Below are 26,364 nucleotides of genomic sequence, written 5' to 3' on the forward strand. Positions count from 1 at the left end.
AGAGTCTCAGCGATCGGACACAACCACAGTAATGTGGCTGGTGCGCTTCAGGATGCGATCTGCACGACCTTTCGCACGCGGCATAATGCGCTTCATGCTCGGGCCTTCGTCTACGAAAATTTTCGCAACTTTCAGATCGTCAATGTCAGCGCCATCGTTGTGTTCAGCGTTAGCAATGGCAGATTCCAGAACTTTCTTGACCAGTACAGCCGCTTTCTTATTGGTGTAGGTCAGAATATCCAGGGCCTGCGACACTTTCTTACCGCGAATCAGGTCAGCAACAAGGCGAACCTTCTGAGCAGAAGAACGAGCATGGCGATGTTGAGCTAAAGTTTCCATCTCTTCCTCCTACCTTATTTCTTCTTCGCTTTTTTATCAGCAGCGTGGCCGCGATAAGTACGAGTCGGTGCGAATTCACCCAGTTTGTGACCGACCATTTCATCGGAAACGAATACTGGAACGTGCTGACGACCATTATGGACAGCGATGGTCAAACCGATCATGTTAGGAAAGATCGTTGAACGACGGGACCAAGTGCGCAGGGGCTTCTTGTCTCCGCTTTCCACCGCTTTCTCTACCTTCTTCAGCAAGTGCAGGTCAATAAAAGGACCTTTCTTGAGAGAACGTGGCATGGCTTATCCTCTAATATTATTTGCTACGGCGACGTACGATAAATTTATCAGTACGCTTGTTGCTGCGGGTCTTCTTACCTTTGGTCTGAACGCCCCACGGAGTTACCGGGTGCTTACCAAAGTTACGACCTTCACCACCACCATGTGGGTGGTCGACTGGGTTCATCGCAGTACCGCGAACGGTAGGACGAACACCACGCCAGCGTGCAGCACCTGCTTTACCCAGAACGCGCAGCATATGCTCAGCATTGCCAACTTCGCCCAGGGTAGCGCGGCAGTCTGCTTCGACTTTACGCATTTCACCAGAACGCAGACGCAGGGTGACATAAGCACCATCACGCGCAACGATCTGAACGTAAGTACCAGCGGAACGTGCCAGCTGACCGCCTTTACCTGGTTTCATTTCTACGTTATGAACGGTAGAACCAACCGGGATATTGCGCATCGGCAGGGTGTTACCTGCTTTGATTGCAGCATCAACGCCAGACTGAATCTGGTCGCCAGCTTTCAGGCCTTTAGGGGCCAGGATGTAACGGCGTTCGCCATCTTTGTACAGAACCAGCGCGATGTTCGCGGAACGGTTCGGATCGTACTCAAGACGCTCAACAACTGCTGGGATACCGTCTTTGTTGCGTTTAAAGTCAACAATACGATAAGCCTGCTTGTGGCCACCACCGATGTGACGAGTGGTGATACGGCCATTGTTGTTACGACCACCGGATTTGCTGTTCTTTTCCAGCAACGGAGCAAAAGGCTTGCCCTTGTGCAGCTCAGGGTTAACCACTTTAACAACGTGGCGACGACCCGGAGATGTCGGTTTACATTTAACAACTGCCATTGTATTACTCCTCCGACTTACTCAGCGCCGCCAACGAAGTCCAGATTCTGGCCTTCTTTCAGGGTGACGTAAGCTTTTTTCCAGTCGCTACGACGACCGATACGCTGTCCGTGACGTTTAACTTTCCCTTTAACTACCAGGGTGTTAACGACTTCGACTTCGACTTCAAACAGTTTCTGCACAGCAGCTTTGATTTCTGCTTTGGTCGCGTCTTTAGCAACTTTGAGAACGATGGTGTTAGTTTTTTCCATCGCAGTAGACGCTTTTTCAGAAACGTGCGGTGCGCGCAGCACCTTCAGCAGACGTTCTTCACGAATCATGCCAGCATCTCCTCAACTTGCTTAACAGCATCAGCAGTCATTACGACTTTGTCGAAGGCGATCAGGCTAACCGGGTCGATACCAGTCGCATCGCGTACGTCAACCTTGTGCAGGTTACGTGCGGCCAGGAACAGGTTCTCGTCCAGCTCACCGGTGATGATCAGCACATCTTCCAGAGCCATGTCTTTCAGTTTCTGTGCCAGCAGCTTAGTTTTAGGCGCTTCTACAGAGAAAGATTCGACAACGATCAGACGATCCTGACGTACCAGCTCGGACAGGATGCTTTTCAGCGCGCCGCGGTACATCTTTTTATTAACTTTTTGACTGTGGTCCTGCGGGCGAGCAGCGAAGGTCACGCCACCGGAACGCCAGATCGGGCTCTTGATAGAACCTGAACGCGCACGGCCAGTACCTTTCTGGCGCCACGGCTTTTTGCCGGAACCAGTTACTTCAGCACGAGTCTTCTGAGCACGAGTACCCTGACGAGCACCAGCTGCATAAGCAACAACAACCTGGTGAACCAGCGCTTCGTTGAAATCACGACCGAAGGTAGTTTCGGAAACAGTCAGCGCGCTCTGCGCGTCTTTCAATACTAATTCCATTGCTATCCCCTTACGCCTTCACAGCTGGTTTAACGATCAGGTCGCTACCGGTTGCACCCGGGACCGCACCTTTAACCAGCAGCAGGTTGCGCTCAGCGTCAACACGTACTACGTCCAGGCTCTGAACGGTTACACGTTCGTTACCCAGCTGACCTGCCATTTTCTTGCCTTTGAACACTTTGCCCGGAGTCTGGTTCTGACCGATAGAACCCGGAACGCGGTGAGACAAGGAGTTACCGTGAGTAGCGTCCTGGGTACGGAAGTTCCAGCGCTTAACGGTACCAGCAAAACCTTTACCTTTAGAGGTACCGGTTACGTCAACTTTTTTAACTTCAGCAAACAGTTCAACGCTAATGTCCTGACCTACGGTGAACTCTTCGCCTTCAGCCAGGCGGAATTCCCACAGACCACGGCCAGCTTCTACGCCAGCTTTAGCGAAGTGACCCGCTTCTGGCTTGGTTACACGGTTAGCTTTTTTAGCACCAGTGGTAACCTGAATAGCGCGGTAGCCATCGTTAGCCAGATCTTTAACCTGAGTAACGCGGTTTGCTTCAACTTCGATTACGGTTACTGGGATAGAAACGCCATCTTCAGTGAAGATGCGGGTCATACCCACTTTTTTACCGACTAAACCAATCATTGTATCAACCTCTCAATCGCTCGATGACCTGATTAACCCAGGCTGATCTGCACGTCTACACCGGCAGCCAGATCCAGACGCATCAGAGCATCAACGGTTTTCTCAGTTGGCTCAACGATGTCAACCAGACGCTTGTGAGTGCGGATCTCGTACTGATCACGCGCGTCTTTGTTAACGTGCGGGGAGATCAGAACGGTAAAGCGCTCTTTGCGGGTCGGCAGCGGGATCGGACCACGGACTTGCGCACCAGTGCGCTTAGCAGTCTCGACGATTTCCGCGGTTGATTGATCGATCAGACGATGATCAAACGCTTTAAGGCGGATACGGATTCTTTGGTTCTGCATGAGACCAGAGCTCCAATTATTTTATAAACGAAAATGATCACTACTCAGACCCATTACGATTGATGGGAGAGTGTAACCGTTCTTACGTAGCTCCCCGATTGGGAGCATTGTTAGGCAACTGAAAAAGATTGTTGCCCGGGGTTCAGATTGAACCAGCTGTCAATTACGACAAGCCCGCGCATTATACGTAAATCTGGGCAGGACGCAAGCCCAGTTTAGAAAATAGACGGCAGAGCTCAATTTTGCGTGACCCCTCGTAAATACGATGCAATCGTACATTGTCGTGATAACAGGCAGGAAGGCGTCTCGCAGCGTTTTAGTTTGCCGTTTGTTTCACCTTTGGGGTGCATGGAATATGGAGGCAAACATTCTATTGAGGTTTACGCCAATGCTTACTCTCCTCCCCTTCTTGTTTGCCTACGTGGGATTAACAGCACTGTTAGTTCGCGAGGATATCCGCTCACATCTGCTTCCGGACCGATATCTCTGCCCGCTACTATGGGTTGGTCTGCTTTATCACCTCTGTCTTCAACCCGAGCGGCTGCCTGCCGCCGTCGCAGGGGCCATAGCGGGGTACACAGGATTCGCGATTATTTATTGGGGTTACAGGCTGCTACGTAAGCGTGAAGGGCTGGGTTACGGTGACGTAAAGTATCTGGGTGCGCTGGGCGCATGGCATGGATGGTGCGTACTTCCTGTGCTGGCATTATCAGCAGCTTTGCTGGCTACGCTTTATCTTCTCATACTGGCGATGTGTAAACCCGGGGAACAGATATTAAAAAACCCACTGCCATTTGGACCTTTCATGGCGGCAGCGGGTTTAATGATGAGCGGGCAAAGCCTGATCAGCTTTCCACTTTAATTTGCGACTGGAGGTAATTTTGCAGCCCAATTTTACTGATAAGATCCAGTTCTGTTTCCAGCCAGTCGATGTGCCCTTCTTCATCGGCCAGAATCTCAATCATCATATCGCGGCTGACGTAGTCATGAACGCTGTCTGCATAAGCAATAGCTTCACGCAGATCTTTCGCCCCTTCGAGCTCCAGCGTCAGATCCGAACGCAATATCTCTTCGACATCTTCGCCGATACCCAGCTTGCCGAGATCCTGCAGGTTGGGGATACCCTCGAGGAACAGAATACGCTCGATGTACTTATCAGCGTGCTTCATCTCATCGATGGACTCATGGTATTCAATATCGTTGAGGCGAGTCAGACCCCAGTTTTTGAACATTCTCGCATGGAGAAAGTATTGGTTGATTGCGACAAGCTCATTTCCCAATAATTTATTGAGATAACTTATGATTTTGATATCACCTTTCATTATAGTCCCTCCGCTTCCACTCATTGAAGCGTAGATGGGGCTACAGGGATGTCAAAAGAAAAGTATGAGCCTCAGGCAATCTCTTTGTATTCCGGGATCTGCATCAATTCGTCCTGCATAATCTCGCGGGCAGCGCGAACGCACTTACCGCATTGATTTCCAACCGGAACAAACTTACGCAGCTGCTGAAAAGATTGAGGATGAAACTGGCGAACGGCCTGACGAATTTTTTTATCACTCACACCGTTACATAAACAAACGTACATAACCACTCCCGTTCAAAATATGTGCAAAGTGTAAGTGAGAATAATTATGATTACAATAGCACAAGCATGAAGATGCGGGGCGGGAGCGAACAAAAAATACGAAAATTTGTGACAGCCATAAACGCTGAAAACAAAAAAGGACGCCGAAGCGTCCTTTTTAATTCAGGGATAATTAATTAGCCCAGAACTTTAGCAACAACACCCGCGCCAACGGTACGGCCGCCTTCGCGGATTGCGAAACGCAGACCATCGTCCATTGCGATTGGGTGGATCAGGGTAACAACCATTTTGATGTTGTCGCCTGGCATTACCATCTCAACGCCTTCTGGCAGTTCGATGGTACCGGTCACGTCAGTAGTACGGAAGTAGAACTGTGGACGGTAGCCTTTGAAGAACGGAGTATGACGGCCGCCTTCGTCTTTGGACAGGATGTACACTTCAGATTCGAACTTGGTGTGTGGCTTGATTGAGCCTGGCTTCGCCAGAACCTGACCACGTTCGATTTCTTCACGCTTGATACCACGCAGCAGAACACCAACGTTCTCACCAGCACGGCCTTCGTCCAGCAGTTTGCGGAACATTTCAACGCCAGTACAGGTAGACTTAGCAGTCTCTTTGATACCAACGATTTCAACTTCTTCACCAACTTTGATGATACCGCGCTCTACACGACCGGTAACAACGGTACCACGACCGGAGATGGAGAATACGTCTTCGATTGGCAGCAGGAACGGCTTGTCGATAGCACGCTCTGGTTCCGGGATGTAAGAATCCAGGTAGCCAGCCAGTTCGATGATTTTCTCTTCCCACTCAGCTTCGCCTTCCAGCGCTTTCAGAGCAGAACCACGAACGATTGGGGTATCGTCGCCTGGGAAATCGTACTGGGACAGAAGTTCACGAACTTCCATCTCTACCAGTTCCAGCAGCTCTTCGTCATCAACCATGTCGCATTTGTTCAGGAACACGATGATGAAAGGAACGCCTACCTGACGACCCAGCAGGATGTGCTCACGGGTCTGAGGCATTGGGCCGTCAGTCGCAGCAACAACCAGGATCGCGCCGTCCATCTGCGCAGCACCGGTGATCATGTTTTTAACATAGTCGGCGTGGCCTGGGCAGTCTACGTGTGCGTAGTGGCGAGTCGGGGTGTCGTATTCAACGTGAGAAGTGTTGATGGTGATACCACGAGCTTTTTCTTCTGGTGCGTTATCGATCTGGTCGAATGCACGAGCAGAACCACCGTAGGTTTTAGCCAGAACGGTAGTGATTGCAGCGGTCAGGGTAGTTTTACCGTGGTCAACGTGGCCGATAGTACCAACGTTGACGTGCGGTTTTGTACGTTCAAATTTTTCTTTAGACACGGCTATATTCCTTACTATAGTGCCCCCTCACCGAGGGGGCACGGGACTTAGATTTTAACCCTACGGCTTATTTACCACGGGCTTCAATTACGGCCTGAGCAACGTTGTTCGGCGCATCATCATACTTCAGGAACTCCATGGAGTAAGAAGCACGACCTTTGGTCAGAGAACGCAGCTGAGTTGCATATCCGAACATTTCAGACAGCGGAACTTCAGCGTGGATCACAACGCCAGTAACGTTAGTTTCCTGACCACGCAGCATACCACGACGACGGCTCAAGTCACCGATGACGTCACCGGTGTTCTCTTCAGGCGTTTCTACTTCAACCTTCATGATTGGCTCAAGCAGAACTGGTTTCGCTTTCTTAAAGCCTTCTTTAAAGGCGATAGAAGCAGCCAGTTTAAACGCCAGTTCAGAGGAGTCAACGTCATGGTAAGAACCGAAGTGCAGACGAATACCCATGTCTACTACCGGGTAACCAGCCAGCGGACCAGACTTCAGCTGCTCCTGGATGCCTTTATCAACGGCAGGGATGTATTCGCCAGGAATTACACCACCTTTAATGTCGTTGATGAACTCGTAACCTTTCGGGTTAGAGCCCGGCTCCAGTGGGTACATGTCGATCACAACGTGACCGTACTGACCACGACCACCAGACTGCTTAGCGTGTTTACCTTCAACATCGGTAACTTTCTGGCGAATTGCTTCGCGGTAAGCAACCTGAGGTTTACCCACGTTAGCTTCAACGTTGAATTCACGCTTCATACGGTCAACGATGATGTCCAGGTGCAGTTCACCCATACCAGCGATGATGGTCTGGTTAGATTCTTCATCAGTCCATACGCGGAATGATGGGTCTTCTTTAGCCAGACGGCCCAGAGCCAGACCCATTTTTTCCTGGTCAGCTTTGGTTTTTGGTTCAACGGCGATAGAGATTACTGGCTCTGGGAACTCCATGCGCTCCAGAATGATCGGGTGATCTGGGTTACACAGGGTATCACCAGTAGTCACGTCTTTCAGACCGATAGCAGCAGCGATGTCACCCGCGCGAACTTCTTTGATCTCTTCACGTTTGTTCGCGTGCATCTGTACGATACGACCGAAACGCTCACGTGCAGCTTTCACGGAGTTCAGGATGGTGTCACCGGAGTTAACCACACCAGAGTACACGCGGAAGAACGTCAGGTTACCCACGAACGGGTCGGTAGCGATTTTGAACGCCAGAGCAGCAAACGGCTCGTCATCACTTGCGTGACGCTCAGCCGGCGTGTCTTTACCGTCGTCCAGGATACCGTTGATCGCAGGAACGTCTACCGGGGATGGCAGGTAGTCAACTACCGCATCCAGCATCGCCTGAACACCTTTGTTCTTGAACGCAGAACCACAGGTTACCAGGATGATTTCGTTGTTCAGAACACGCTGACGCAGAGCTTTTTTGATCTCTTCTTCAGACAGTTCTTCACCACCCAGGTATTTCTCCATCAGGTCTTCTGAAGCTTCTGCAGCGGACTCGATCAGGTTCTGGTGCCATTCGTCAGCCAGGTCCTGCATGTCAGCCGGAATATCTTCATAAGTGAAGGTTACGCCTGCGTCTTCTTCATTCCAGTTGATGGCTTTCATTTTCACCAGGTCAACAACACCGGTGAAACCTTCTTCAGCACCAATCGCCAGCTGCAGCGGAACAGGGTTCGCGCCCAGACGGGTTTTGATCTGACCAACAACTTTCAGGAAGTTCGCACCCATACGGTCCATTTTGTTAACGAACGCAATGCGTGGAACTTTATATTTGTTTGCCTGACGCCATACGGTTTCAGACTGTGGCTGAACACCACCAACTGCGCAGTAAACCATTACCGCACCATCAAGAACACGCATGGAACGTTCTACTTCGATGGTGAAGTCAACGTGGCCCGGGGTGTCGATGATGTTTACGCGGTGTGGTTCATACTGCTTAGCCATACCAGACCAGAATGCAGTAGTCGCTGCGGAGGTGATGGTAATACCACGCTCCTGCTCCTGCTCCATCCAGTCCATGGTTGCGGCGCCGTCATGAACTTCACCGATTTTATGGTTTACACCGGTGTAGAACAGAATACGTTCGGTGGTAGTGGTTTTACCGGCGTCGATGTGCGCACTGATACCGATGTTACGGTAGCGTGCGATGGGTGTTGTACGAGCCATTTGATTCCTCGTTTATCTTTTTAGGCGTTCAGTTAAGTAACCCAAAGCGGGCTGCTTCGCTGAAGCGCCCGCCTGGTGACTAATACTCCGAAGGGATTACCAACGGTAGTGTGCGAACGCCTTGTTGGCTTCTGCCATACGGTGAACGTCTTCACGTTTCTTAACTGCAGTACCTTTGTTGTCTGCAGCGTCAGAAAGTTCGTTCGCCAGACGCAGAGCCATGGATTTATCACCGCGTTTACGAGCAGCTTCAACGATCCAACGCATTGCCAGAGCATTACGACGGACCGGACGGACTTCAACTGGTACCTGATAAGTAGAACCACCAACGCGGCGAGACTTAACTTCTACAGTCGGGCGTACGTTGTCGAGAGCTACTTCGAAAGCTTCCAGTTCATTTTTACCAGAACGCTGAGCCAGGGTCTCCAGCGCGCTGTATACGATTGCTTCTGCAGTAGATTTTTTACCATCTACCATCAGGATATTTACAAATTTTGCCAGCAGTTCTGATCCGAATTTCGGATCTGGAAGAATTTTACGCTGACCAATGACGCGACGACGTGGCATGGGAATACTCCGTTGTTAATTCAGGATTGTCCAAAACTCTAAGAGTTTAGTGTGACATTAAGATAAATCAGTTTGGCCTTACTTAACGGAGAACCATTAAGCCTTAGGACGTTTCACGCCGTATTTGGAGCGAGATTGCTTACGGTCTTTAACGCCGGAGCAGTCAAGCGCACCACGAACGGTGTGGTAACGAACACCCGGAAGGTCTTTTACACGACCGCCACGGATCAGGATCACGGAGTGTTCCTGCAGGTTGTGACCTTCACCACCGATGTAGGAAGTCACTTCAAAACCGTTAGTCAAACGCACACGGCATACTTTACGCAGTGCGGAGTTTGGTTTTTTAGGAGTGGTAGTATATACACGAGTACATACGCCACGTTTCTGCGGGCAGGCTTCCAGCGCAGGCACGTTGCTTTTTGCAACTTTGCGTGCACGTGGTTTGCGTACCAGCTGGTTAACTGTTGCCATTAAATAGCTCCTGGTTTTAGCTTTTGCTTCGTAAACACGTAATAAAACGCCCTCATACAATATGAGGACGCGAAATTTTAGGGCTACGTCGAAAAGGTGTCAAGAATTATACAGCGATCTCAGATCACCAGTTCATTTGGCCGGTGTGCTGGATGGCCAGATTGACGAAATCAGTATAGCTAACCACGTCAATTTTGGTTGAAATTTGACCAATAAGGCCGCGAGCCTCGATATCATCTTTTAGCGCTGAGACAGAGATGGGGGCATTACAGAGAATATCAACAAAGCGGCTGCCTTCTACTGCCGCCAGAACGCCATCCTGGATCAGCAGCACAGTATCGCCCTCACGCAGCATGCTTAACAGGCTTTCGATGTCGCAACGCCAGGGGGAACGGCTCAGGGTATGGAGCATGCGCGCCTCAGAATGTCAGGATTGTGTCGTAGTGGGAAAGCTGTTCCCGCAGTGATGCCGGTGCAAGTACGGTCGCGTCCAGAATAAAGGGGGTATCCTCTTTCAGGCCGCGGGCTTGCAGTGAAGCTGCACAGACGTAGAACGTCTCGATGTCATACAACGGCAGGACTTTAAAGGTCGAGATGTAATCCCGCGCCAGCACCGCCTGCGGCTGCTGACCGGCAAGCAGCTGGAATACCCCGTCTCCGATAAAGAACACACCGATCTCTTCCGTCAGCGCAGAAGTTGCCAGTAACGCATCCAGCCCTTCCCTTCCGGCGGCACTGCCATGTGGGGCAGAATGAAATACAAACGCAACGCGGTTCATCAGAATTGCACCATACGATCGCAGGTTAAGGCAGCCTGTGCCAGTGCCCCAAGACCACTAAGGGAGAAGCCCTCGTTAAGATTCGCGGCAGGCAAACCGAGACGTTGCGCTTCATTCGCATCGCTTACCCCCCGACGCAGAGCCGCCGCCACGCAGATATGCAAGGCAACGCCATGCTCCTGGTTCAGCGACTGCCAGGCCCGGACCAGATCGAACTCGTCTGATGCCGGAGAGGTCAGCTGGTTCGCGTTATACACCCCTTCCCGATAAAAAAAGACGCTGACCAGCTCATGGCCGGCCGCCAGCAGTGCACGGGCAAACTTCAACGCGCTGCTGGCCTGCTGTGTACCGTATGCCGGGCCTGTCACCATTAATGCAAAACGCATTACTTCTCTTGCCCCAGGAAATCGCCGCTTTTGAATTGACGAATGTAGAGATAGACCGTGTGCTTGGAGATGTTGAGGCGATCGGCCACCTGGTTAATGGCGTCTTTAATATCAAAAATGCCTTTCTCGTAGAGGTTAAGCACGATCTGACGATTCTTGGCATTGTTGGAGACGTTGCGATCGGCATTAACTTCTTCAATGGTGAATTCCAGCGTCTGGGTCACGAGGTCTTCAACGGAAGAGGCAAAGTTTACGGAGGAGCCGACATCCGGTGTTTCTGGCGGAATGAAGGTGTTCATGATCTGGGAGAACGGCACATCAAGGTTCATGTTGATGCACAGCAAACCAATCACACGATGATCGCGGTTGCGGATCGCGATGGTGACGGACTTCATGAGAACACCGCTCTTCGCGCGGGTGAAATAACATTTGGAGACGCTGCTGTCCGCGCCGGTCATGTCGTGCAGCATACGCAGTGCAAGATCAGTGATTGGCGAGCCGATTTTACGGCCAGTATGCTCACCATTGGCGATACGGATGGCAGAACATTTCAGATCTTGCAGGGAGTGCAAAACGATTTCGCAGTGGGACCCAATGAGCATCGCTAACCCGTCCACTACCGCTTCGTAGGATTTCAGAATATCGAAATCGGTCTGATCGAAAGGACGTTGATCCAGCAAATCAAGTTCGCTGGTTTCGTTGGTTAAAAGCGACCTGGTCATGAAAAAAACACTCCTTTTCAGGAGCCTGTCGGTAGGTTTTCAGGGCAGGCTCATTATTTACACGGGCAATTAAGTTAATACAGCGTAGGTAGCGCTTCCAGTGTTAATTATATCTACACCCCAATAAAAAAACCGCCGCTTCTGAGGCGGCGGTTTTAACCGGTTTACTTCTTGGTGGCTTCTGCCGGCGCTTCCGGCTTCGCGTCTGGCTTAGCATCCGCTTTCGGCGCTGGCTTGATGTCCAGCAGCTCTACGTCGAATACCAGCGTGGAGTTAGCCGGGATACCCGGGACGCCCGTTTTGCCATAAGCCAGCTCCGGTGGGATGACCAGCTTGATTTTACCGCCTTTCTTGATGTTCTTCAGGCCTTCAGTCCAGCCAGGGATAACACCATCCAGACGGAAGGAGAGCGGCTCACCGCGGGTGTAAGAGTTATCGAACTCTTTACCGTCGGTCAGCGTACCTTTGTAGTTCACAACGACGGTATCGCTGTCTTTCGGTGCCTCGCCAGTCCCTTCTTTCTCTACTTTGTAGACCAGGCCAGTAGGAGAGGTTTTCGCGCCTTTCTCTTTAGCGAAAGCCTCACGGTAGGTTTTGCCTTTCGTTTCGTTCTCAGCCGCGTCTTTCTCCATCTTCTCCTGCGCTGCGCCTTTCACGCGTGCTTCGAAAGCCTGCAGAGTTTGCTCGATTTCCTGGTCAGACAGTTTGCTCTTGTCTGCAAACGCATCCTGAACGCCTGCGATCAGCTGAGCCTGGTCCAGTTTGATGCCCAGTTTTTCTTGCTCTTTCAGAGAGTTTTCCATGTAACGGCCCAGAGATGCGCCCAGCGCGTAGGCTGATTTCTGGTCGTCATTTTTGAACGCTGCATTGCTGTCAGCAGTCGCAGCAGGTTTCGCAGCGGTATCAGCAGCGAAAGTCAGCGGCGCATGCAAAGCGACAGCCATCGTGGTCGCCAGCAGCGTTACTTTAAACAGTGATTTCATCCATTTCTCCAGGGCCGGGGACTCTCACCCCGTATTAAGCGTAAATGAGTAGCGTACTATAAAACGTTGAGGAACAAATCTACAGGTAGACACCCCTGATTAGCACCACATTTCAGACTATTTTTGTTTAAATTAGTTTCGCAGCAAGGGGATGTTTACTGCGCGCAAGGATAATCTCAGGTAAAATTCGCCGCCGCCAGCCCCGGACGGGTTTAACGAAACAAACGAGGTGAATCATGCAGAATAGAGAGATGGAAGCACGTCTGGCTGAGCTTGAAAGCCGCCTGGCTTTTCAGGAGATCACCATCGATGAGCTGAATCAGACCGTCACTGCCCACGAGCTGGAGATGGCAAAGCTGCGGGATCTGATGCGTCTGTTAACTGAAAAAGTAAAAGCCTCCCAGGCATCGCACATCGCGTCGCAGTCGGAAGAGACGCCGCCACCCCATTATTAAGACGTAAAAAAAGCGGGAATATCCCGCTTTTTTGTGCCTTAAGGCGTAACGCTTAGTGGCAACCGCAGCCGCCGTTACCGCCGCAACCGCCTTTACCGTGCTCGTGACCATGGTCGTGATCGTGGCCGTGACCACCGCAGCAGCCATCGTGACCGTGATCGTGGTCATGACCGTGCGCACCATGAACGTGGCCGTGAGCCAGCTCTTCTTCAGTGGCTTCGCGGATCGCAACCACTTCAACGTTGAACTTCAGGTTCTGGCCAGCCAGCATATGGTTGCCGTCAACCACAACGTGGTCGTCTTCAACTTCCGTAATTTCTACTGGAACCGGACCCTGGTCAGTTTCAGCCAGGAAACGCATGCCAACCTGCAGCTCATCAACGCCCATGAAGACGTCTTTAGGAACACGCTGAACCAGGTTTTCATCGTACTGACCGTAAGCGTCGTTTGCGCCTACAGCAACGTCAAATTTGTCACCAACTTCATGACCGTCCAGCGCGTTTTCCAGGCCGGAGATCAGGGAACCGTGACCGTGCAGGTAGTCCAGCGGCGCACTCACCGGAGACTCATCAACCAACACACCGTCTTCTGTACGTACCTGATAGGCCAGGCTGACCACCAGGTCTTTTGCTACTTTCATGATATCTCCTGAGCGTGGGAAAATTGCTGGCGCAGATTGTAGCCGAATTCTGCACCCGTGTACCCTTTAGCTTAAAAAAACTCGGGACATATCGCTAGTCCGGATGAAAAATGCCGATCACTTGTTCTTCTTTGCGAACGTGATCGCGCACTTCTTTATCGGCTTCCCGCATCTGGTGACCGCACTTAACACACTCAACAATATCGATATTGTTCTCTCGCCACATGGCCAGTGAATCCTGAGCCTGGCAGGCCGGGCATTTCGCGCCGGCGATAAAACGTTTACGTATCGCCATTCTTTACCTCGTTATTCATATTCATCCCAGCCGTCCGGCTGCCGACGCTCCTGCTGCATCTCACGCTGGAAGATCTCTTCCAGCTCGCGACGCGCCTCCCGTACGCGGGAAATCTGCACCGTATCGGTGTGGACCGGCATCAACTCGCGCAGCATGCGCATATCAAGACGACGGAAATGTAACTGTGCGCGCTGGGCCTGATGAGGATGCATACCCAGCGTCACTAATGCTTTACGCCCCAGCTCCAGCGCACTGGAGAAGGTCTCGCGGGTAAAATACTTTACCCCAGCCTGAAGCAGCTCATGTGCCTCAACACGCCCTCGCGCCCGGGCCAGGATGTGCAGATGGGGAAAATGCTGCTGGCAGATCTCCACCAGCTTCAGGGTGTCTTCCGGATCATTACAGGTGATAACAATCGACTCCGCCGCCTCTGCGCCTGCAGAGCGCAGCAGTTCGACCTGTGTGGCATCGCCGTAATAGACCTTATAACCGTACTTGCGCATCAGGTTTACCGCGCTGATGTCGCGCTCAAGCACCGTCACGCGCATTTTATTTGCCATCAGCAGACGCCCGATCACCTGCCCAAACCGCCCGAAGCCCACCACAATCACCTGCGGTTTATCGTCCTCCACAAAGGGCGCTTCATGCTCATCTTCCGGGGCATTCATCCGGCGAGACAGCTGCTTATCGATAAGCTTCATGAGCAGCGGCGTGGTCATCATCGACAGCGTCACGGTCACTAACAGCAGCGCCATCTGGTCATCCTGAAACAATCTCTGGGACGATGCTGTGGAGAAGAGCACAAAAGCGAATTCGCCCCCCTGGCTCAGCACCCCGGCAAGCTGCGCCTTTTCCGCCTGACGCAGGCCGTAAACCCGCGCTAGTCCATACAGCACCGCCATTTTAACCGTGACCAGCACGGCAACGCTCATCACCACCCACAGGATATGGGTGTAGAGCACGCCGAGATTCAGCGCCATGCCGACAGAGATAAAGAACAGCCCTAACAGCAGCCCCTTAAAGGGATCGATGGCAATTTCCAGTTCATGCCGGTACTCACTCTCCGCCAGCAGCACACCCGCGATAAAGGTACCGAGCGCCATCGACAGGCCCAGCGCATCCATAAACAGGGCCGATCCCAGCACCAGCAGCAGCGTCGCGGCGGTAAACACCTCGCGTACGCCGGAGGCGGCAATAAACCGGAACACCGGGCGGAGCAGATAGCGCCCTCCCACCAGCATGCCGGCAAAAGCCAGCACCTTCATGCCGATCTTCATCCAGTCGAAATGTTCCTCTCCCGATCCTGCCAGCAGTGGAACCAGGGCCAGCGCGGGGATCACCGCCAGATCCTGAAACAACAGGATCGAGAAGCCCAGCTGCCCCGCTTCGTTGCGGTTCATGCCCTTATCGCGCATCAGCTGTAACGCCATTGCCGTAGAGGACATCGCCAGACCAATCCCGCCAACCACCGCAGCCTGCCATGAGAAGTGGGTGAGCATCAGGAGTCCGCCGAGGATCACCGCGCTGCACAACACCTGCGCGGCACCTACGCCAAAGATCGAGCGCCGTAGTTGCCAGAGCTTCGTCGGGTTGAGCTCAAGGCCGATAATAAACATCAGAAAGACGACGCCCAGCTCCGAGAAGTGCAGGATTTCGTCCACATCGCTGATGAATCCCAGCCCCCACGGGCCGATGGCGATGCCCGCCAGCAGATAGCCGAGCACCGCGCCAATCCCCAGACGCGAAGCCAACGGCACCGCCACCACGGCGGCGAACAGGAACAACACGCCTGCGAGTAAAAGATCTGAGCCTTCCATCAGTGACCTCCTGTCAGATTTGGCGCCGCCAGCCACTCACCGTACGCGCGGGCATGGCTGGCCAGCTCATCCTGATGCTGGCGACGAGCCCAGTAGATAATGATCGGACTCAGCCATTGCATGCGGCACATGGCCGCCGTCAGCTCGAACGGGCGTAAGATCTCGTTCATCGAGTAGCGGTTAAGCCCATCGTGGCGATACGCACTCTCCGGCTCGCCGGTGGTAATGACGCTCCGCCAGGACTTTCCCGCCAGCTGGTTTCCTCCCACCCCACTGGCAAATCCACGGCTCAGCACGCGATCCAGCCACTCTTTCAGCAGCGCCGGGCAGCTGTAGGTGTAAAGCGGATGCTGGAACACGATGACGTCGTGCTGGCGCAGCAGCTCCTGCTCATAGGGAATATCAATAAAAAAATCGGGGTAGTGCGCGTAAAGATCGTGCACTGTTACATTACTTAGCTGTAATGCCGGTTGTAGCAAAACCCGGTTAGCGACCGAGTCCTGAGACTCCGGATGGGCATACAGCAGCAGCACTTTGGCTGTCTGGGACATCATTCCTCTCCCGGGTCGTCATCACTGTTGTTTTGGGCTACCATGGCACACCCACGCGGCGCGTGGCGGCACATTTAACCTGATTATAATGACAACTTAACATAGTCGGAACATACGGCGCTCTATGATTGTTTTCTCCTCATTACAAATTCGTCGCGGCGTACGTGTCCTGCTGGACAACGCTACAGCCACCATTAACCCGGGCCAGAAAGTGGGCCTGGTGGGCAAAAACGGCTGCGGTAAATCCACGTTACTGTCATTGCTGAAAAACGAAATCAGTGCCGACGGCGGTAATTTTACCTACCCCGGCAACTGGCAGCTGGCCTGGGTAAACCAGGAGACGCCAGCCCTGAGCGTACCGGCGATGGATTATGTTATCGACGGCGATCGGGAATACCGCAAGCTGGAAGCGGAGCTGTATGCCGCCAACGAACGCAACGACGGCCATGCGATTGCCACCGTGCACGGCAAACTCGACGCCATTGATGCCTGGACTATTCGCTCCCGCGCCGCCAGCCTGTTGCACGGCCTCGGGTTCAGCAACGAGCAACTGGAACGCCCGGTCAGCGACTTCTCCGGCGGCTGGCGCATGCGCCTTAACCTGGCCCAGGCGCTGATCTGCCGTTCTGACCTGCTGCTACTCGATGAACCGACCAACCACCTTGATCTCGATGCGGTGATCTGGCTGGAGAAGTGGCTGAAGAGCTATCAGGGCACGCTGATCCTGATCTCCCACGACCGTGACTTCCTTGACCCGGTGGTGGATAAAATTATTCATATCGAACAGGAAACGATGTTCGAGTACACCGGCAACTATAGCTCGTTTGAGCGCCAGCGCGCGGTACGTCTCTCCCAGCAGCAGGCGATGTACGAAAGCCAGCAGCAGCGCGTGGCGCACCTGCAGAGCTTTGTCGATCGCTTCAAGGCGAAGGCGTCAAAAGCCAAACAGGCCCAGAGCCGCATTAAGATGCTGGAACGCATGGAGATGATCGCCCCGGCGCACGTCGACAACCCTTTCCACTTTAGCTTCCGCGCGCCGGAAAGCCTCCCCAACCCCCTGCTGAAAATGGAAAAAGTCAGCGCGGGCTATGGCGAGCGCATCATCCTGGATTCCATCAAACTTAATCTGGTGCCGGGTTCCCGTATCGGTCTGCTCGGGCGTAATGGCGCCGGTAAATCGACGCTGATTAAGCTGCTGGCGGGCGAGCTTGCGCCTGTGCGTGGCGATATTGGTCTGGCGAAGGGCATCAAGCTGGGCTATTTCGCACAGCATCAGCTGGAATTTTTACGCGCTGACGAATCGCCGCTGCAGCACCTGGCGCGTCTGGCCCCGCAGGAGATGGAGCAGAAGCTGCGGGATTATCTGGGCGGCTTCGGCTTCCAGGGCGATAAAGTGACCGAGAATACTGAGCGCTTCTCCGGCGGCGAAAAAGCGCGCCTGGTGCTGGCCCTCATCGTCTGGCAGCGCCCGAACCTGCTGCTGCTCGATGAACCGACTAACCACCTGGATCTCGACATGCGCCAGGCGCTGACCGAAGCGCTGTTTGAGTTCGAAGGCGCGCTGGTGGTCGTATCCCACGATCGTCACCTGATCCGCTCCACCACCGACGATCTCTACCTGGTGCACGACAGTAAAGTAGAGCCTTTCGACGGCGATCTGGAAGATTACCAGCAGTGGCTGACGGACGTGCAGAAGCAGGAAAACCAGCCGGAAGAGGCAGCGAAAGAGAACGCCAACAGCGCCCAGGCGCGTAAAGATCAGAAGCGCCGTGAAGCAGAGCTGCGCACTCAGACCCAGCCGCTGCGTAAAGAGATTACCCGTCTGGAAAAAGAGATGGAGAAGCTCAACGCCACGCTTGCCACCGTGGAAGAGAAGCTGGGCGACAGCGGCCTGTATGACCAGACGCGTAAAGCCGAGCTAACCGAGTGCCTGCAGGTGCAGGCTAAAACCAAATCCAGCCTTGAGGAGTGCGAAATGGCCTGGCTGGAGGCGCAGGAACAGCTCGAAGAGATGCTCCAGAGCGACTAACCCGGGAGGGGCGATGATACCTGACCAGCGAAATTACATTCCGCAAACTGAGCATCTTCATGACCTTCATGGAGACGGGCAATATCGCCCGTGCCGCTGAGGTGCTGAACCTCAGCGGAGTCAGCGTCCATCGTGCCCTGCACACCCTGGAAGAGAACGTCCGCTGCCCGCTGTTTACACATAAAGGCCGTAATTTGATCGCCCTGCCCGCCGCCTGGACGCTGCTTGAGTATTGTCAGGAGGTGATGCAGGTGATGGAGCGCGGGCTGGAAGAGGCGCGTAAAACGGCCGGCGTCGGCCAGGGCCGTCTGCGGGTGGGGACACTCTACTCTCTGACGCTTGAGACCGTTCCGCAGCTCATTATGGGCATGAAACTGCGCCGTCCGGATCTGGAGATGGATCTCACCATGGGATCCAACGACACCCTGCTGCATCTGCTGGATGAAGGCGCGCTCGATGCCATTCTCATCTCCATCTCGGAGAGTGAGATTGATCGCAACAACCTCGAGGTGCTGCCCCTGTTCCACGATGACATCTTTCTGGCCGCCCCCGCTTCGGCGCAGCTCAATACCAACGCGCTGGCGGACTTACGCGACTACAAAGACCAGAAGTTTGTCGCCCTGGCAGAGGGCTTCGCCACCTATGCCGGTTTCCAGGAAGCGTTTCATATCGCTGGCTTTGAGCCGGAAATCGTCACCCGGGTCAATGATATTTTTTCAATGCTGAGTCTGGTGCAGGCAGGTGTCGGCTTTACACTGATGCCGGGCAGGATGAAAAAAGTGTACGAAAACTCGGTGCAGCTGTTAAAGCTGGCCCAGCCGTATCAAATGCAGCAGTTGATCGCCATCGTCTTTGCCCGCAACCGCGAGCAGGATCCGAGCCTGCGGGCGCTGGCGGCGGAAGGCCGCATGTACGCCCGCCGCCTTGAGCAGAACGCTACGCCTTAAGACGCCGGGCGAGATGCACCGCGACATCCATGCCGCTCCTTTCCAGAGAGACCGACTCCCCTTCCCAGGCTGCCTGACGCGTCAGGCAGGTGAGCACGCCGCCGGGAGGCATCTCTATCGCCAGCCGCGCTTCGCGTTCGTTAGCGGCAATCACCGCCTCCTGCCAGCGCACCGTCCGGGCCATGTTCATCGCCAGATCGTCGGCAATTTTTTCCGGCTGCCAGAGTACGCGCCCGGTGCTGCCACTCAGGTAGGCGCAGCGGGGACGAGAGAGCGTGACCCGGCTAAAGGCCTCGACCAGTTTTTGCGCCGGCTCGACCAGCAGTTCGCAGTGCGACGGGACGCTCACCGCCAGACGTCGGGCTTTGTTGGCTCCTTTCGCCAGCGCGCGCGCCGCCACTTCTGCCATCCCCTCGTCGGTTCCCGCAATCACAATCTGCATCTCCGCGTTCAGGTTGGCAACGTAGGTGCCGGTGCCTTCCATCAGGGTTTCTACCTGCGCAAGGGTTAACCCCATAATGGCCGTCAGGCCGTAGCCGTGTGGATAAGCCTGCTCCATCAGATCGCCCCGCAGGGCCACCAGCGTCAGGGCATCAGCAAAATCGAGCGCCCCGGAGAGCACTGCCGCAGGATACGCGCCGATAGAGAGGCCGCTGACGATATCCGGCGCCGCGCCGCGACGCGCCAGTTCCCGCGCCCAGGCGACACCCGCGATCAGCAGCGAGAGCTGCACCGCGCGGGTATGCTCTAGCGCCGCCGGGGAGTCCAGCGCATCCACTTCACTGGCGCCCAGCACTTCACGCGCCTGCGCCAGCTCGGTTCCCGGCAGGTTTTGCAGCATACCGGGATGCTGCGTCCCCTGCCCCGGAAAGGTAAACAGGATCTTCATTGTTCCTCCCATGCCCAGGGGTTCGCCGTCAGGCGCGGCCCCCGGTCGGTTTTCAGCAACGTTTTTCCATCACGTAGCCATTCGTTGAGCGCAAAGCCGCCCAGCGGCGTCTCGACCTGGGTATCGGCCCGGCAGAGCGCCCCCTCAAGCTGTGACTGCCAGCTGAGTAAATCCGTGCGGGAAAGCGGCTGCGGGGCGCGGATCAGCAGATCGAGATCGCTTGCGGCGTGGATCACCGCAATACCGGTCGCCAGCGCATAGCCGGTGCTACCGGTAATGCCCCACGTCCAGGGCCAGGAGATGCGGGAAAGCTGTACGGCCACCTGAACCGGCGGCTGAGTGATAAACGGCGAGCGCAGCAGACTGTCTTCTGCGCTCAGCTGTTCGGGGGAGACCACGCGGGCAATCTGGTGAGGGTTAACCCAGCCCGCCGCGCGCTGCTCGCGCTTAAGGCCGCGTACCCCGACCGGAATACGCCCGCTACCCTCAACATCACGCCGCACCACCACCGGCAACCCGGTATGCCAGGCTGCATCCACCCAGGGCTCCTGGATATCCTCCAGCGCATCCCTTGTGGTAAGCCAGATTAAGTCGTGCGGGCGTAATGTTGTGGTCATGATTACATTCCTGAAGTCAGCGAGATAAACAGCGGCAGCGACAGGATACACAGGACGGAGCTTAACAGCAGCACTGCTTCCGCATCCGGCGACTGCACGCCAAAGCGGTTACCAAACACCACGCCGAAGAAACCGGCGGACAGAGCAATCATCAGGATAGCGGTGATAGCCACGGAACCGTGCAGACCGAAGAGTAAAACGATACCCCACGCAATGGCTGGTTGAATCAGCAGTTTGGCGATCGTCGCGCTAATGACCATCGTGTTGATCTGCAGCTTACGGGCCGACAGGATCATCCCGGTCAGGAACAGCGCCGCAGCGGTGGCGGAGAGCCCCAGCGGTTTAATCGCCGCCAGAACCAGTTCCGGCATTTTGATACCGATGGCAGAGAGAATGACACCCAGCAGCGGGCCCATCACAATCGGTTTCTTAATGGAGCGCCACATCAGCACCGGCAGCATGGAGAGCGTTGAACCTGAGTTATTGCCCTCGGCGCGCGCTTTCTCACGCTCCAGGATCAGCAGGCAGAACGGCGTCATCAGTACGGAGCCGCAGGCAATGGAGACCGCTACCGAGAGCGAGGTCGCCGGGCTTTCACCCAACACGCTGCCCAGAATCGGCAGGCCCAGCGCCGCATAGTTCGGCAGCGCCACGGTCAGCGTCAGCACGGCGGCATCCTGCGGGGACTTTTTAAAGACTTTCGTGGCGAGGAAGTAGATGGCCGCATAGGTGATCCACATCGCCAGGGTCAGAACCAGGATCAGCGGCGACTGGGCAATGATACCTGTCCAGGACGTTTGCACCGTGGCGCTGAACAGCGCGGCGGGCAGCGCAAAATCCATCACGAAGATATTAAGCAGAGAGACATTTTTGTTGTCCACCATTTTGGCTTTACCGGCCCAGAAGCCGAGCAGCATGATGACAAAAATGGGGGCAAGGGCATGAACAATCACATAAGTCATAAATCACCTGTAAAAAAGAAGTTTAAGCACTGACGCGATGGTTATTATTTTCAGGATGCAGGTTCCCACGCGGGCGCAACGGGTGCGCCCACGGGGCGTGCATCTGGCAGGTCTTTTATTTTTTGGTATTACCAGCTAGCTCGCATACGTTCGCGTACAAGAGCGGAGCTATGGCGATTGTCGGCACCCAGACGGCTTTTCAGCGTCGGATCCCGGCGAGCGTCATCAATGGCCTGTTGCAACGTGGTTTTCACCAGCGCCAGATCGATGGATGAAGGTGCGTCCGGATTGCTGATATCCAGCAGGTTCTCCAGCAGCCCCAGGGTAGCGTAGTTACTGATGTCATAGGCCATAGGCGGAATGGTCGCCGCCAGTTTTTCCAGCGCCTCAACGGTACGCAGCGTGATGCGGGCGGCAGACTCTTTGCCCATCGCGTGGATCAGCACGCCCTTGTCGTTGAAGGCGATCAGCCGGTTGGCCTGATAGCCGTGGGCCAGAAACGCCCCGGACATCGCTTTCCCGACGATCAGACCAATCACCGGATGGCCCGCCAGACGCGCGTTAGCATAGGCCGCAGCAGCACCGGCCAGCGCCTGATGAATACCAAAGCCCTCTTCACGGCGACCATAGGCCTGGCTCGGCACGTCGATCACCGCCACAATCGGGCGTTTCACGGCGTTATCGGCGTCGGCGGCAACGGTTTCGCTCACCACTTTCGCCAGCGTCCAGCCCTCCAGCAGACCGACTTCGCCTCGTGCCGCACGCGGATAGTGGTTGTTTGCATCCGGCACCACCGCCACAAAGCGTACCGCTTCGCCATTCAGCTCGCCGTCCGCCGCCTGAACCGACGGGCAGAGCCCTTCCAGACGACGGGCATTCGGCGCAAGGGTTTCCAGCCAGAGTTCACCACGGCTAATTGAAGTACTCATCATTTCACCTCCCGGGCAAAGAGCGCGTGAATCTGTTCGGTATCCGCCTGTTTGCGCGTGTCGAAGTGACTCAGGCGTTCGAGATACCAGTCATAGTTGTCGGTGCGGTGTTTTGCCGGCACGCCTTTCGCAATCGCGTCGTTCATCGCCGCTTTCACCGCGTTCACGCCGTCGCCCACCAGGGCATCCACCAGCCCGCTTTGATAGCGAATTTCGCCCCCGGTCATGCTCCAGATAAACGGACGGTCGCGGGAGTCGTACTCTTCAATGCCCGCTTCCTGCTCGATAACCTGCGGGCCGTTCAGACCGAGACGCGCTTCGCGGGTCACAATCAGATAGCTGCACAGCGCTGCGGCAATGGACATCCCGCCGAAGCAACCAACGGTACCGGCGACAATGCCGATGACCGGGGTATAGCGACGCAGATCGACGATGGCCGCGTGGATATCGGCAATCGCCGCCAGGCCAAGGTTAGCCTCCTGCAGACGTACGCCGCCGGTTTCGAGGCTCAGTACCGCCTGGGTTGGAATGCCGTTACGGTTATCTTCCGCCGCCAGCTCCAGCGCGGCCGCCATTTTGGCGCCGGAGACTTCGCCCATGCTGCCACCCTGGAACGCGCCTTCGATCGCCACGACCACGGCGGGTTTACCGTTGATGGTGCCTTTTGCCACCACCATGCCGTCATCGGCCTGCGGCACAATGCCCTGCGGCCCCAGCCACGGAGAGATAATCCCTTCAAACGGATCCAGCAGTTCGCGGTAGCTGCCCTCGTCGAGCAGCGCCTGCGCACGCTGGCGCGCTTTCAATTCAATAAAGCTGCTGTCATCACGCATGGCTCACCCCCTCAAAGACCTGTTCGATACGAATGCGCGCCACGCCCGGCGTTGCGCCAAAGTCGTGAATGGTTAGCTTGCCAGCCGGCAGGCTGCTGACGGTTTGCAGTCTGTTAAACAGCGCGTCCCAGCGGCCACGGCTGTTATCGACGGAGGTGGTGATCTCGACTGTTAATGTCTGGCCCTGGTCGGCGGTAAATAACACCTCCATATCCCCGGAGCCCACAACGCCTGCCAGCGCTTTGCCGTTCAGGGCACGGCTGGCGGGCAGTGTTAATGTGATTTTTTCCATAACATCCTCTTAATTCGCTAAATAAGGCGTCTCTATGCGGTCAAGGAACAGCGTGGCGGCCAGCAGGTCGGCCGCGCCGCCCGGTGAGGCATTGAGCAAGAGCATCTGTTTGTCTAATACCGCGAGCGCACGTTGCCCCTCAGGCTGTGCGGTGCCGCCAGCGGCTAATACCGCCCGGGCCCCGTGCTGCATGGCATCTAACCCCTCCATTCCGGCGCGGGAAAGCACGCAGGTATCGGTTAATGAGGTCATGATCGCCATCAGCGCATCGAGCCGGGCATGGGCTTCGCTACTGCCGTTAAGACGGCTCAGGCGAAGCTGCGGCAACGCCCGCTGCATAATGTGCGGAAACGCCTGCCGCGCCTCTTCGCGCGCGCCCGGCACCCGATAACGGTGGGTGGCGCGCAGCCCTTTGCTGAACACTTTCGGCGCGGCGTCATCCGGCAGTTTCGCCAGCTGCGCGGCGGTGTCGGCGACCGACTGCGCTGTTGCGCTGCCGCCATGCATCGCCACGGCGCTGACTAACAATCCCAGCGCCCAGATAGCGCCACGGTGGGTATTCACCCCGCCGGTGGCGGCCATCATCTGCTGCTCGCCTTCGCGCCCCAGCCGACCCACGGTCTGCCGTAGCGCGATATCGGCCGGACGCTGCCAGCTTTGCAGCGCCAGCGCCTGAAACGTAGGGGTCAGGCTGTGCGCCGAGCGCTCCATCAGCGCGAGCGAGAGATCGTGGTGCGCGCCGTTCCCCCGACTGTCCACCAGACCGGGTTTCGGGCTAAGTCGCGCTTCGTCAATGAGACACTGCGTGGCGGTTCGCGCCAGCCATTCGGCACCGCCTTCAACCTGGATCCGGGGCAGAAGTTTCATTACCAGCTCCGGAATTTCGCAGGTGGGTTGTAGAGACCGCCGGACCATTCAACCAGGTCAGAGACGCTGCCCGCCGCCAGCAGCGAGCGGGTGGCGTCGGTGCGGCGAATGCCCATATCTTCCGGGTAGAGCACTTTGCCGCTCTGGCGCAGCTCGGCGACGCGTTTAGCGTCCACACCCAGGCCGATATCGGTGATACCTGCGACCGCGGCGACCATGGCGCGACGCTCTTCCAGATCTTTCGCCCGGTAGAGGTAAGCAATCCCCTCTTCCGTCAGCACGTGGGTGACGTCATCGCCGTAGATCATGACCGGTGCCAGCGGCATACCGGAGGCTTTCGCCACATCAACCGCATCGAGTTTTTCGACGAAGGTCGGCTTCACGCCTGCCTGGAAGGTTTCGACCATCTGCACGACCAGTTTCTTACCGCGCTGCATCGGGTCGGGCTCGGTGATCATGTTCAGCCAGGCCGGGGTGGCATGACGGCGACCGTGCGGGTCATGGCCCATGTTGGGCGCCCCGCCGAAGCCGGAAAGACGGCCGCGGGTCACGGTAGAGGAGTTGGCGTAACCATCCACCTGCAGGGTTGAGCCGATAAACATATCGACCGCGTACTGGCCTGCCAGCTGACAGAAGGCGCGGTTAGAGCGCATGGAGCCATCGGCACCGGTAAAGAAGATATCCAGACGGGCACGAATGTACTCTTCCATCCCCAGCTCACCGCCGAAGCAGTGCACGCTCTCCACCCAGCCGCTCTCAATCGCCGGGATCAGCGTCGGATGCGGGTTCAGGGTCCAGTGTTTACAGATTTTGCCTTTGAGTCCGAGCTGTTCGCCGTAGGTAGGCAGAAGCAGCTCAATCGCCGCGGTGTTGAAGCCAATCCCGTGGTTCAGGGACTGCACCTGGTGTTCCGCATAAATGCCCTTGATGGCCATCATCGCCATCAGGATATGTTCCTGTTTGATCAGGCGTGGGTCACGGGTGAAGAGCGGTTCGATGAAGAACGGCTTGTCGGCGACGACCACGAAATCAATCCAGGAGCCGGGGATATCCACGCGCGGCAGGTCACACTCGTCGTCCACCAGTTCGTTCACCTGGGCGATGACGATGCCGTCGTGGAAGGCGGCGGCTTCTACCAGCGCCGGGGTATCTTCGGTTCTGGCACCGGTGTAGAGATTACCTTTACGATCCGCTTTAAACCCGGCAATCAGCGCCACGTTCGGCGACAGATCGACATAGAGGCGGGAGTAGAGTTCGATGTAGGTATGGATCGCACCGATCTCCAGCTGTCCATCCTCCAGCAGCTGCGAAATACGCAGGCTCTGGGTACCGGAGAAGGAGAAGTCGAGCTTGCGGGCGATGCCTTTTTCAAAGATATCCAGGTGTTCGCTGCGGCCCACGCTCGGCATAATCATATGCAGATCGTGAACGACCTGAGGATTCACCTCGGCCAGCGAGCGGGAAAGGAAATCCGCCTGCTTCTGGTTATTGCCTTCCAGTACGACTTTGTCGCCTGGGGCGATCAGTTTTTCCAGCATAGCGACGAGGTCGCCTGTTGGCAGTACCTTGCCCTGCACCGGGACGGAAGCCAGGCGGCGCGCTTTTTCAGTGCGACGCGTATTCCAGTTCCGGGCTGGCGTTTGCCCTGATAACATTGTTAACCTCCTGATTCAGCACATCTTTAGATTTGCTTAACGTTGAGTTAAGTCTGCACCCTGGTGATAAAGGCATCAATTAAGCTTGGAATAGAATCGTTAGCCTGAGAGTAATAAAGAAGGCAATTAATTGTGATCGGGATCATTTGACGTTGTGAAACAACAGGCTAC

At 55.4% G+C, this 26,364-nt stretch carries 34 protein-coding genes; 4 read left to right on the top strand and 30 right to left on the bottom strand.

The features are described 5' to 3' along the window. Positions 1 to 6 precede the first annotated feature (6 nt). Genes rplV through rpsJ form a run of 7 tightly spaced genes read right to left on the bottom strand, consistent with a single transcriptional unit; the run spans position 7 to position 3,376 of the window. Positions 7 to 339, bottom strand: a complete 333-nt coding sequence (gene rplV / locus FHC51_RS03495; RefSeq protein ID WP_002919773.1) for a 50S ribosomal protein L22 — start codon at positions 337 to 339, stop codon at positions 7 to 9. A 14-nt stretch (positions 340 to 353) separates the two neighbouring features. Next, on the bottom strand, positions 354 to 632 hold the full coding sequence (gene rpsS / locus FHC51_RS03500) for a 30S ribosomal protein S19 (RefSeq protein ID WP_001138115.1): 279 nt from the start codon (positions 630 to 632) through the stop codon (positions 354 to 356). Positions 633 to 648: 16 nt separating this feature from the next. Further along, complete coding sequence (rplB, locus tag FHC51_RS03505) at positions 649 to 1,470, bottom strand: 50S ribosomal protein L2 (protein ID WP_000301859.1); 822 nt, start codon at positions 1,468 to 1,470, stop codon at positions 649 to 651. A 17-nt stretch (positions 1,471 to 1,487) separates the two neighbouring features. After that, positions 1,488 to 1,790: a 50S ribosomal protein L23 gene (gene rplW / locus FHC51_RS03510; RefSeq protein WP_000617546.1), complete on the bottom strand. Its 303-nt coding sequence runs from the start codon at positions 1,788 to 1,790 to the stop codon at positions 1,488 to 1,490. Next, a complete protein-coding gene (gene rplD, locus FHC51_RS03515; RefSeq protein WP_003031119.1) occupies positions 1,787 to 2,392 on the bottom strand; it encodes a 50S ribosomal protein L4 in 606 nt (201 codons plus the stop codon). The genes rplW and rplD overlap by 4 nt, the downstream gene beginning before the upstream one ends. Before the next feature lie 10 nt (positions 2,393 to 2,402). Continuing rightward, positions 2,403 to 3,032: a 50S ribosomal protein L3 gene (gene rplC / locus FHC51_RS03520; protein WP_006817279.1), complete on the bottom strand. Its 630-nt coding sequence runs from the start codon at positions 3,030 to 3,032 to the stop codon at positions 2,403 to 2,405. Between the two features lie 32 nt (positions 3,033 to 3,064). Next, positions 3,065 to 3,376, bottom strand: coding sequence for a 30S ribosomal protein S10 (rpsJ, locus tag FHC51_RS03525; RefSeq protein WP_001181005.1), 312 nt, complete (start codon positions 3,374 to 3,376; stop codon positions 3,065 to 3,067). Positions 3,377 to 3,764: 388 nt separating this feature from the next. Between rpsJ and FHC51_RS03530 the strand changes: the two genes are divergently transcribed. Continuing rightward, the gene (locus FHC51_RS03530) at positions 3,765 to 4,238 is read left to right on the top strand and encodes an A24 family peptidase (protein ID WP_220436644.1); all 474 of its coding nucleotides are present in this window, start codon (positions 3,765 to 3,767) and stop codon (positions 4,236 to 4,238) included. On the opposite strand, the gene bfr is transcribed toward FHC51_RS03530, so the two are convergent. The 11 genes from bfr to fkpA all read right to left on the bottom strand — a co-directional run bounded on the left by bfr (position 4,222) and on the right by fkpA (position 12,415). After that, complete coding sequence (bfr, locus tag FHC51_RS03535; protein ID WP_103177268.1) at positions 4,222 to 4,698, bottom strand: bacterioferritin; 477 nt, start codon at positions 4,696 to 4,698, stop codon at positions 4,222 to 4,224. The two genes, FHC51_RS03530 and bfr, sit on opposite strands and share 17 nt — an antisense overlap. Before the next feature lie 71 nt (positions 4,699 to 4,769). Beyond that, entirely contained in the window at positions 4,770 to 4,964 is a 195-nt protein-coding gene (gene bfd / locus FHC51_RS03540) for a bacterioferritin-associated ferredoxin (protein ID WP_059180778.1), read from the bottom strand. 176 nt (positions 4,965 to 5,140) lie between these two features. Next, positions 5,141 to 6,325 (bottom strand): elongation factor Tu, encoded by a 1,185-nt coding sequence (gene tuf / locus FHC51_RS03545; RefSeq protein WP_114316183.1) that lies wholly within the window; start codon positions 6,323 to 6,325, stop codon positions 5,141 to 5,143. 67 nt (positions 6,326 to 6,392) lie between these two features. Beyond that, positions 6,393 to 8,507, bottom strand: coding sequence for an elongation factor G (fusA, locus tag FHC51_RS03550; RefSeq protein WP_103824850.1), 2,115 nt, complete (start codon positions 8,505 to 8,507; stop codon positions 6,393 to 6,395). Positions 8,508 to 8,603: 96 nt separating this feature from the next. After that, entirely contained in the window at positions 8,604 to 9,074 is a 471-nt protein-coding gene (gene rpsG, locus FHC51_RS03555) for a 30S ribosomal protein S7 (RefSeq protein ID WP_004106370.1), read from the bottom strand. Between the two features lie 96 nt (positions 9,075 to 9,170). Further along, entirely contained in the window at positions 9,171 to 9,545 is a 375-nt protein-coding gene (gene rpsL, locus FHC51_RS03560; protein WP_003023654.1) for a 30S ribosomal protein S12, read from the bottom strand. A 124-nt stretch (positions 9,546 to 9,669) separates the two neighbouring features. Then, on the bottom strand, positions 9,670 to 9,957 hold the full coding sequence (tusB, locus tag FHC51_RS03565; protein ID WP_220434900.1) for a sulfurtransferase complex subunit TusB: 288 nt from the start codon (positions 9,955 to 9,957) through the stop codon (positions 9,670 to 9,672). A 7-nt stretch (positions 9,958 to 9,964) separates the two neighbouring features. Continuing rightward, a complete protein-coding gene (gene tusC / locus FHC51_RS03570) occupies positions 9,965 to 10,324 on the bottom strand; it encodes a sulfurtransferase complex subunit TusC (protein WP_220434901.1) in 360 nt (119 codons plus the stop codon). After that, a complete protein-coding gene (tusD, locus tag FHC51_RS03575) occupies positions 10,324 to 10,710 on the bottom strand; it encodes a sulfurtransferase complex subunit TusD (RefSeq protein WP_220434902.1) in 387 nt (128 codons plus the stop codon). The genes tusC and tusD overlap by 1 nt, the downstream gene beginning before the upstream one ends. Then, the gene (locus tag FHC51_RS03580; RefSeq protein WP_103824847.1) at positions 10,710 to 11,432 is read right to left on the bottom strand and encodes a transcriptional regulator; all 723 of its coding nucleotides are present in this window, start codon (positions 11,430 to 11,432) and stop codon (positions 10,710 to 10,712) included. Before FHC51_RS03580 ends, tusD begins: the two co-directional genes overlap by 1 nt. 164 nt (positions 11,433 to 11,596) lie before the next feature. After that, complete coding sequence (gene fkpA / locus FHC51_RS03585) at positions 11,597 to 12,415, bottom strand: FKBP-type peptidyl-prolyl cis-trans isomerase (protein ID WP_103824846.1); 819 nt, start codon at positions 12,413 to 12,415, stop codon at positions 11,597 to 11,599. Between the two features lie 236 nt (positions 12,416 to 12,651). On the opposite strand from fkpA, the gene FHC51_RS03590 reads away from it, so the two are divergent. Then, the gene (locus tag FHC51_RS03590) at positions 12,652 to 12,870 is read left to right on the top strand and encodes a protein SlyX (RefSeq protein ID WP_103177275.1); all 219 of its coding nucleotides are present in this window, start codon (positions 12,652 to 12,654) and stop codon (positions 12,868 to 12,870) included. Positions 12,871 to 12,922: 52 nt separating this feature from the next. On the opposite strand, the gene slyD is transcribed toward FHC51_RS03590, so the two are convergent. The 4 genes from slyD to kefG form a co-directional block, all read right to left on the bottom strand. Beyond that, on the bottom strand, positions 12,923 to 13,510 hold the full coding sequence (slyD, locus tag FHC51_RS03595; protein WP_103177276.1) for a peptidylprolyl isomerase: 588 nt from the start codon (positions 13,508 to 13,510) through the stop codon (positions 12,923 to 12,925). Positions 13,511 to 13,604: 94 nt separating this feature from the next. Further along, complete coding sequence (locus FHC51_RS03600; RefSeq protein WP_220434903.1) at positions 13,605 to 13,805, bottom strand: YheV family putative zinc ribbon protein; 201 nt, start codon at positions 13,803 to 13,805, stop codon at positions 13,605 to 13,607. Positions 13,806 to 13,816: 11 nt separating this feature from the next. Beyond that, on the bottom strand, positions 13,817 to 15,622 hold the full coding sequence (gene kefB / locus FHC51_RS03605) for a glutathione-regulated potassium-efflux system protein KefB (protein ID WP_103824845.1): 1,806 nt from the start codon (positions 15,620 to 15,622) through the stop codon (positions 13,817 to 13,819). After that, positions 15,622 to 16,176 carry a glutathione-regulated potassium-efflux system ancillary protein KefG gene (gene kefG / locus FHC51_RS03610; protein WP_114385629.1) on the bottom strand — a complete coding sequence of 185 codons (555 nt, stop codon included), beginning with the start codon at positions 16,174 to 16,176 and terminating at the stop codon, positions 15,622 to 15,624. Before kefG ends, kefB begins: the two co-directional genes overlap by 1 nt. A 121-nt stretch (positions 16,177 to 16,297) precedes the next feature. Here kefG and FHC51_RS03615 point away from each other — a divergent pair, with 121 nt between their 5' ends. Continuing rightward, complete coding sequence (locus tag FHC51_RS03615; protein WP_220434904.1) at positions 16,298 to 18,202, top strand: ABC transporter ATP-binding protein; 1,905 nt, start codon at positions 16,298 to 16,300, stop codon at positions 18,200 to 18,202. Between the two features lie 20 nt (positions 18,203 to 18,222). Next, positions 18,223 to 19,149 (top strand): LysR family transcriptional regulator, encoded by a 927-nt coding sequence (locus FHC51_RS03620; protein WP_255584978.1) that lies wholly within the window; start codon positions 18,223 to 18,225, stop codon positions 19,147 to 19,149. Here the strand turns inward: FHC51_RS03620 and mdcH are convergent. The 8 genes from mdcH to mdcA form a co-directional block, all read right to left on the bottom strand. Beyond that, positions 19,139 to 20,038: a malonate decarboxylase subunit epsilon gene (gene mdcH, locus FHC51_RS03625; protein ID WP_220434906.1), complete on the bottom strand. Its 900-nt coding sequence runs from the start codon at positions 20,036 to 20,038 to the stop codon at positions 19,139 to 19,141. The two genes, FHC51_RS03620 and mdcH, sit on opposite strands and share 11 nt — an antisense overlap. Then, entirely contained in the window at positions 20,035 to 20,655 is a 621-nt protein-coding gene (locus FHC51_RS03630) for a malonate decarboxylase holo-ACP synthase (RefSeq protein ID WP_220434907.1), read from the bottom strand. Before FHC51_RS03630 ends, mdcH begins: the two co-directional genes overlap by 4 nt. A 2-nt stretch (positions 20,656 to 20,657) precedes the next feature. Beyond that, entirely contained in the window at positions 20,658 to 21,617 is a 960-nt protein-coding gene (locus FHC51_RS03635; protein WP_220434908.1) for an AEC family transporter, read from the bottom strand. A 128-nt stretch (positions 21,618 to 21,745) separates the two neighbouring features. Continuing rightward, a complete protein-coding gene (mdcE, locus tag FHC51_RS03640; protein ID WP_220436645.1) occupies positions 21,746 to 22,546 on the bottom strand; it encodes a biotin-independent malonate decarboxylase subunit gamma in 801 nt (266 codons plus the stop codon). After that, the gene (locus tag FHC51_RS03645) at positions 22,546 to 23,379 is read right to left on the bottom strand and encodes a biotin-independent malonate decarboxylase subunit beta (protein ID WP_103824838.1); all 834 of its coding nucleotides are present in this window, start codon (positions 23,377 to 23,379) and stop codon (positions 22,546 to 22,548) included. Before FHC51_RS03645 ends, mdcE begins: the two co-directional genes overlap by 1 nt. Beyond that, positions 23,372 to 23,671, bottom strand: a complete 300-nt coding sequence (gene mdcC / locus FHC51_RS03650) for a malonate decarboxylase acyl carrier protein (protein ID WP_103824837.1) — start codon at positions 23,669 to 23,671, stop codon at positions 23,372 to 23,374. The genes FHC51_RS03645 and mdcC overlap by 8 nt, the downstream gene beginning before the upstream one ends. 9 nt (positions 23,672 to 23,680) lie before the next feature. Continuing rightward, entirely contained in the window at positions 23,681 to 24,538 is an 858-nt protein-coding gene (locus tag FHC51_RS03655) for a triphosphoribosyl-dephospho-CoA synthase (protein ID WP_220434909.1), read from the bottom strand. After that, the gene (gene mdcA / locus FHC51_RS03660) at positions 24,538 to 26,193 is read right to left on the bottom strand and encodes a malonate decarboxylase subunit alpha (RefSeq protein WP_220434910.1); all 1,656 of its coding nucleotides are present in this window, start codon (positions 26,191 to 26,193) and stop codon (positions 24,538 to 24,540) included. The genes FHC51_RS03655 and mdcA overlap by 1 nt, the downstream gene beginning before the upstream one ends. Between the last annotated feature and the right edge of the window lie 171 nt (positions 26,194 to 26,364).

This window comes from Leclercia sp. EC_58, from assembly GCF_019584355.1.
Lineage (GTDB): Bacteria > Pseudomonadota > Gammaproteobacteria > Enterobacterales > Enterobacteriaceae > Enterobacter.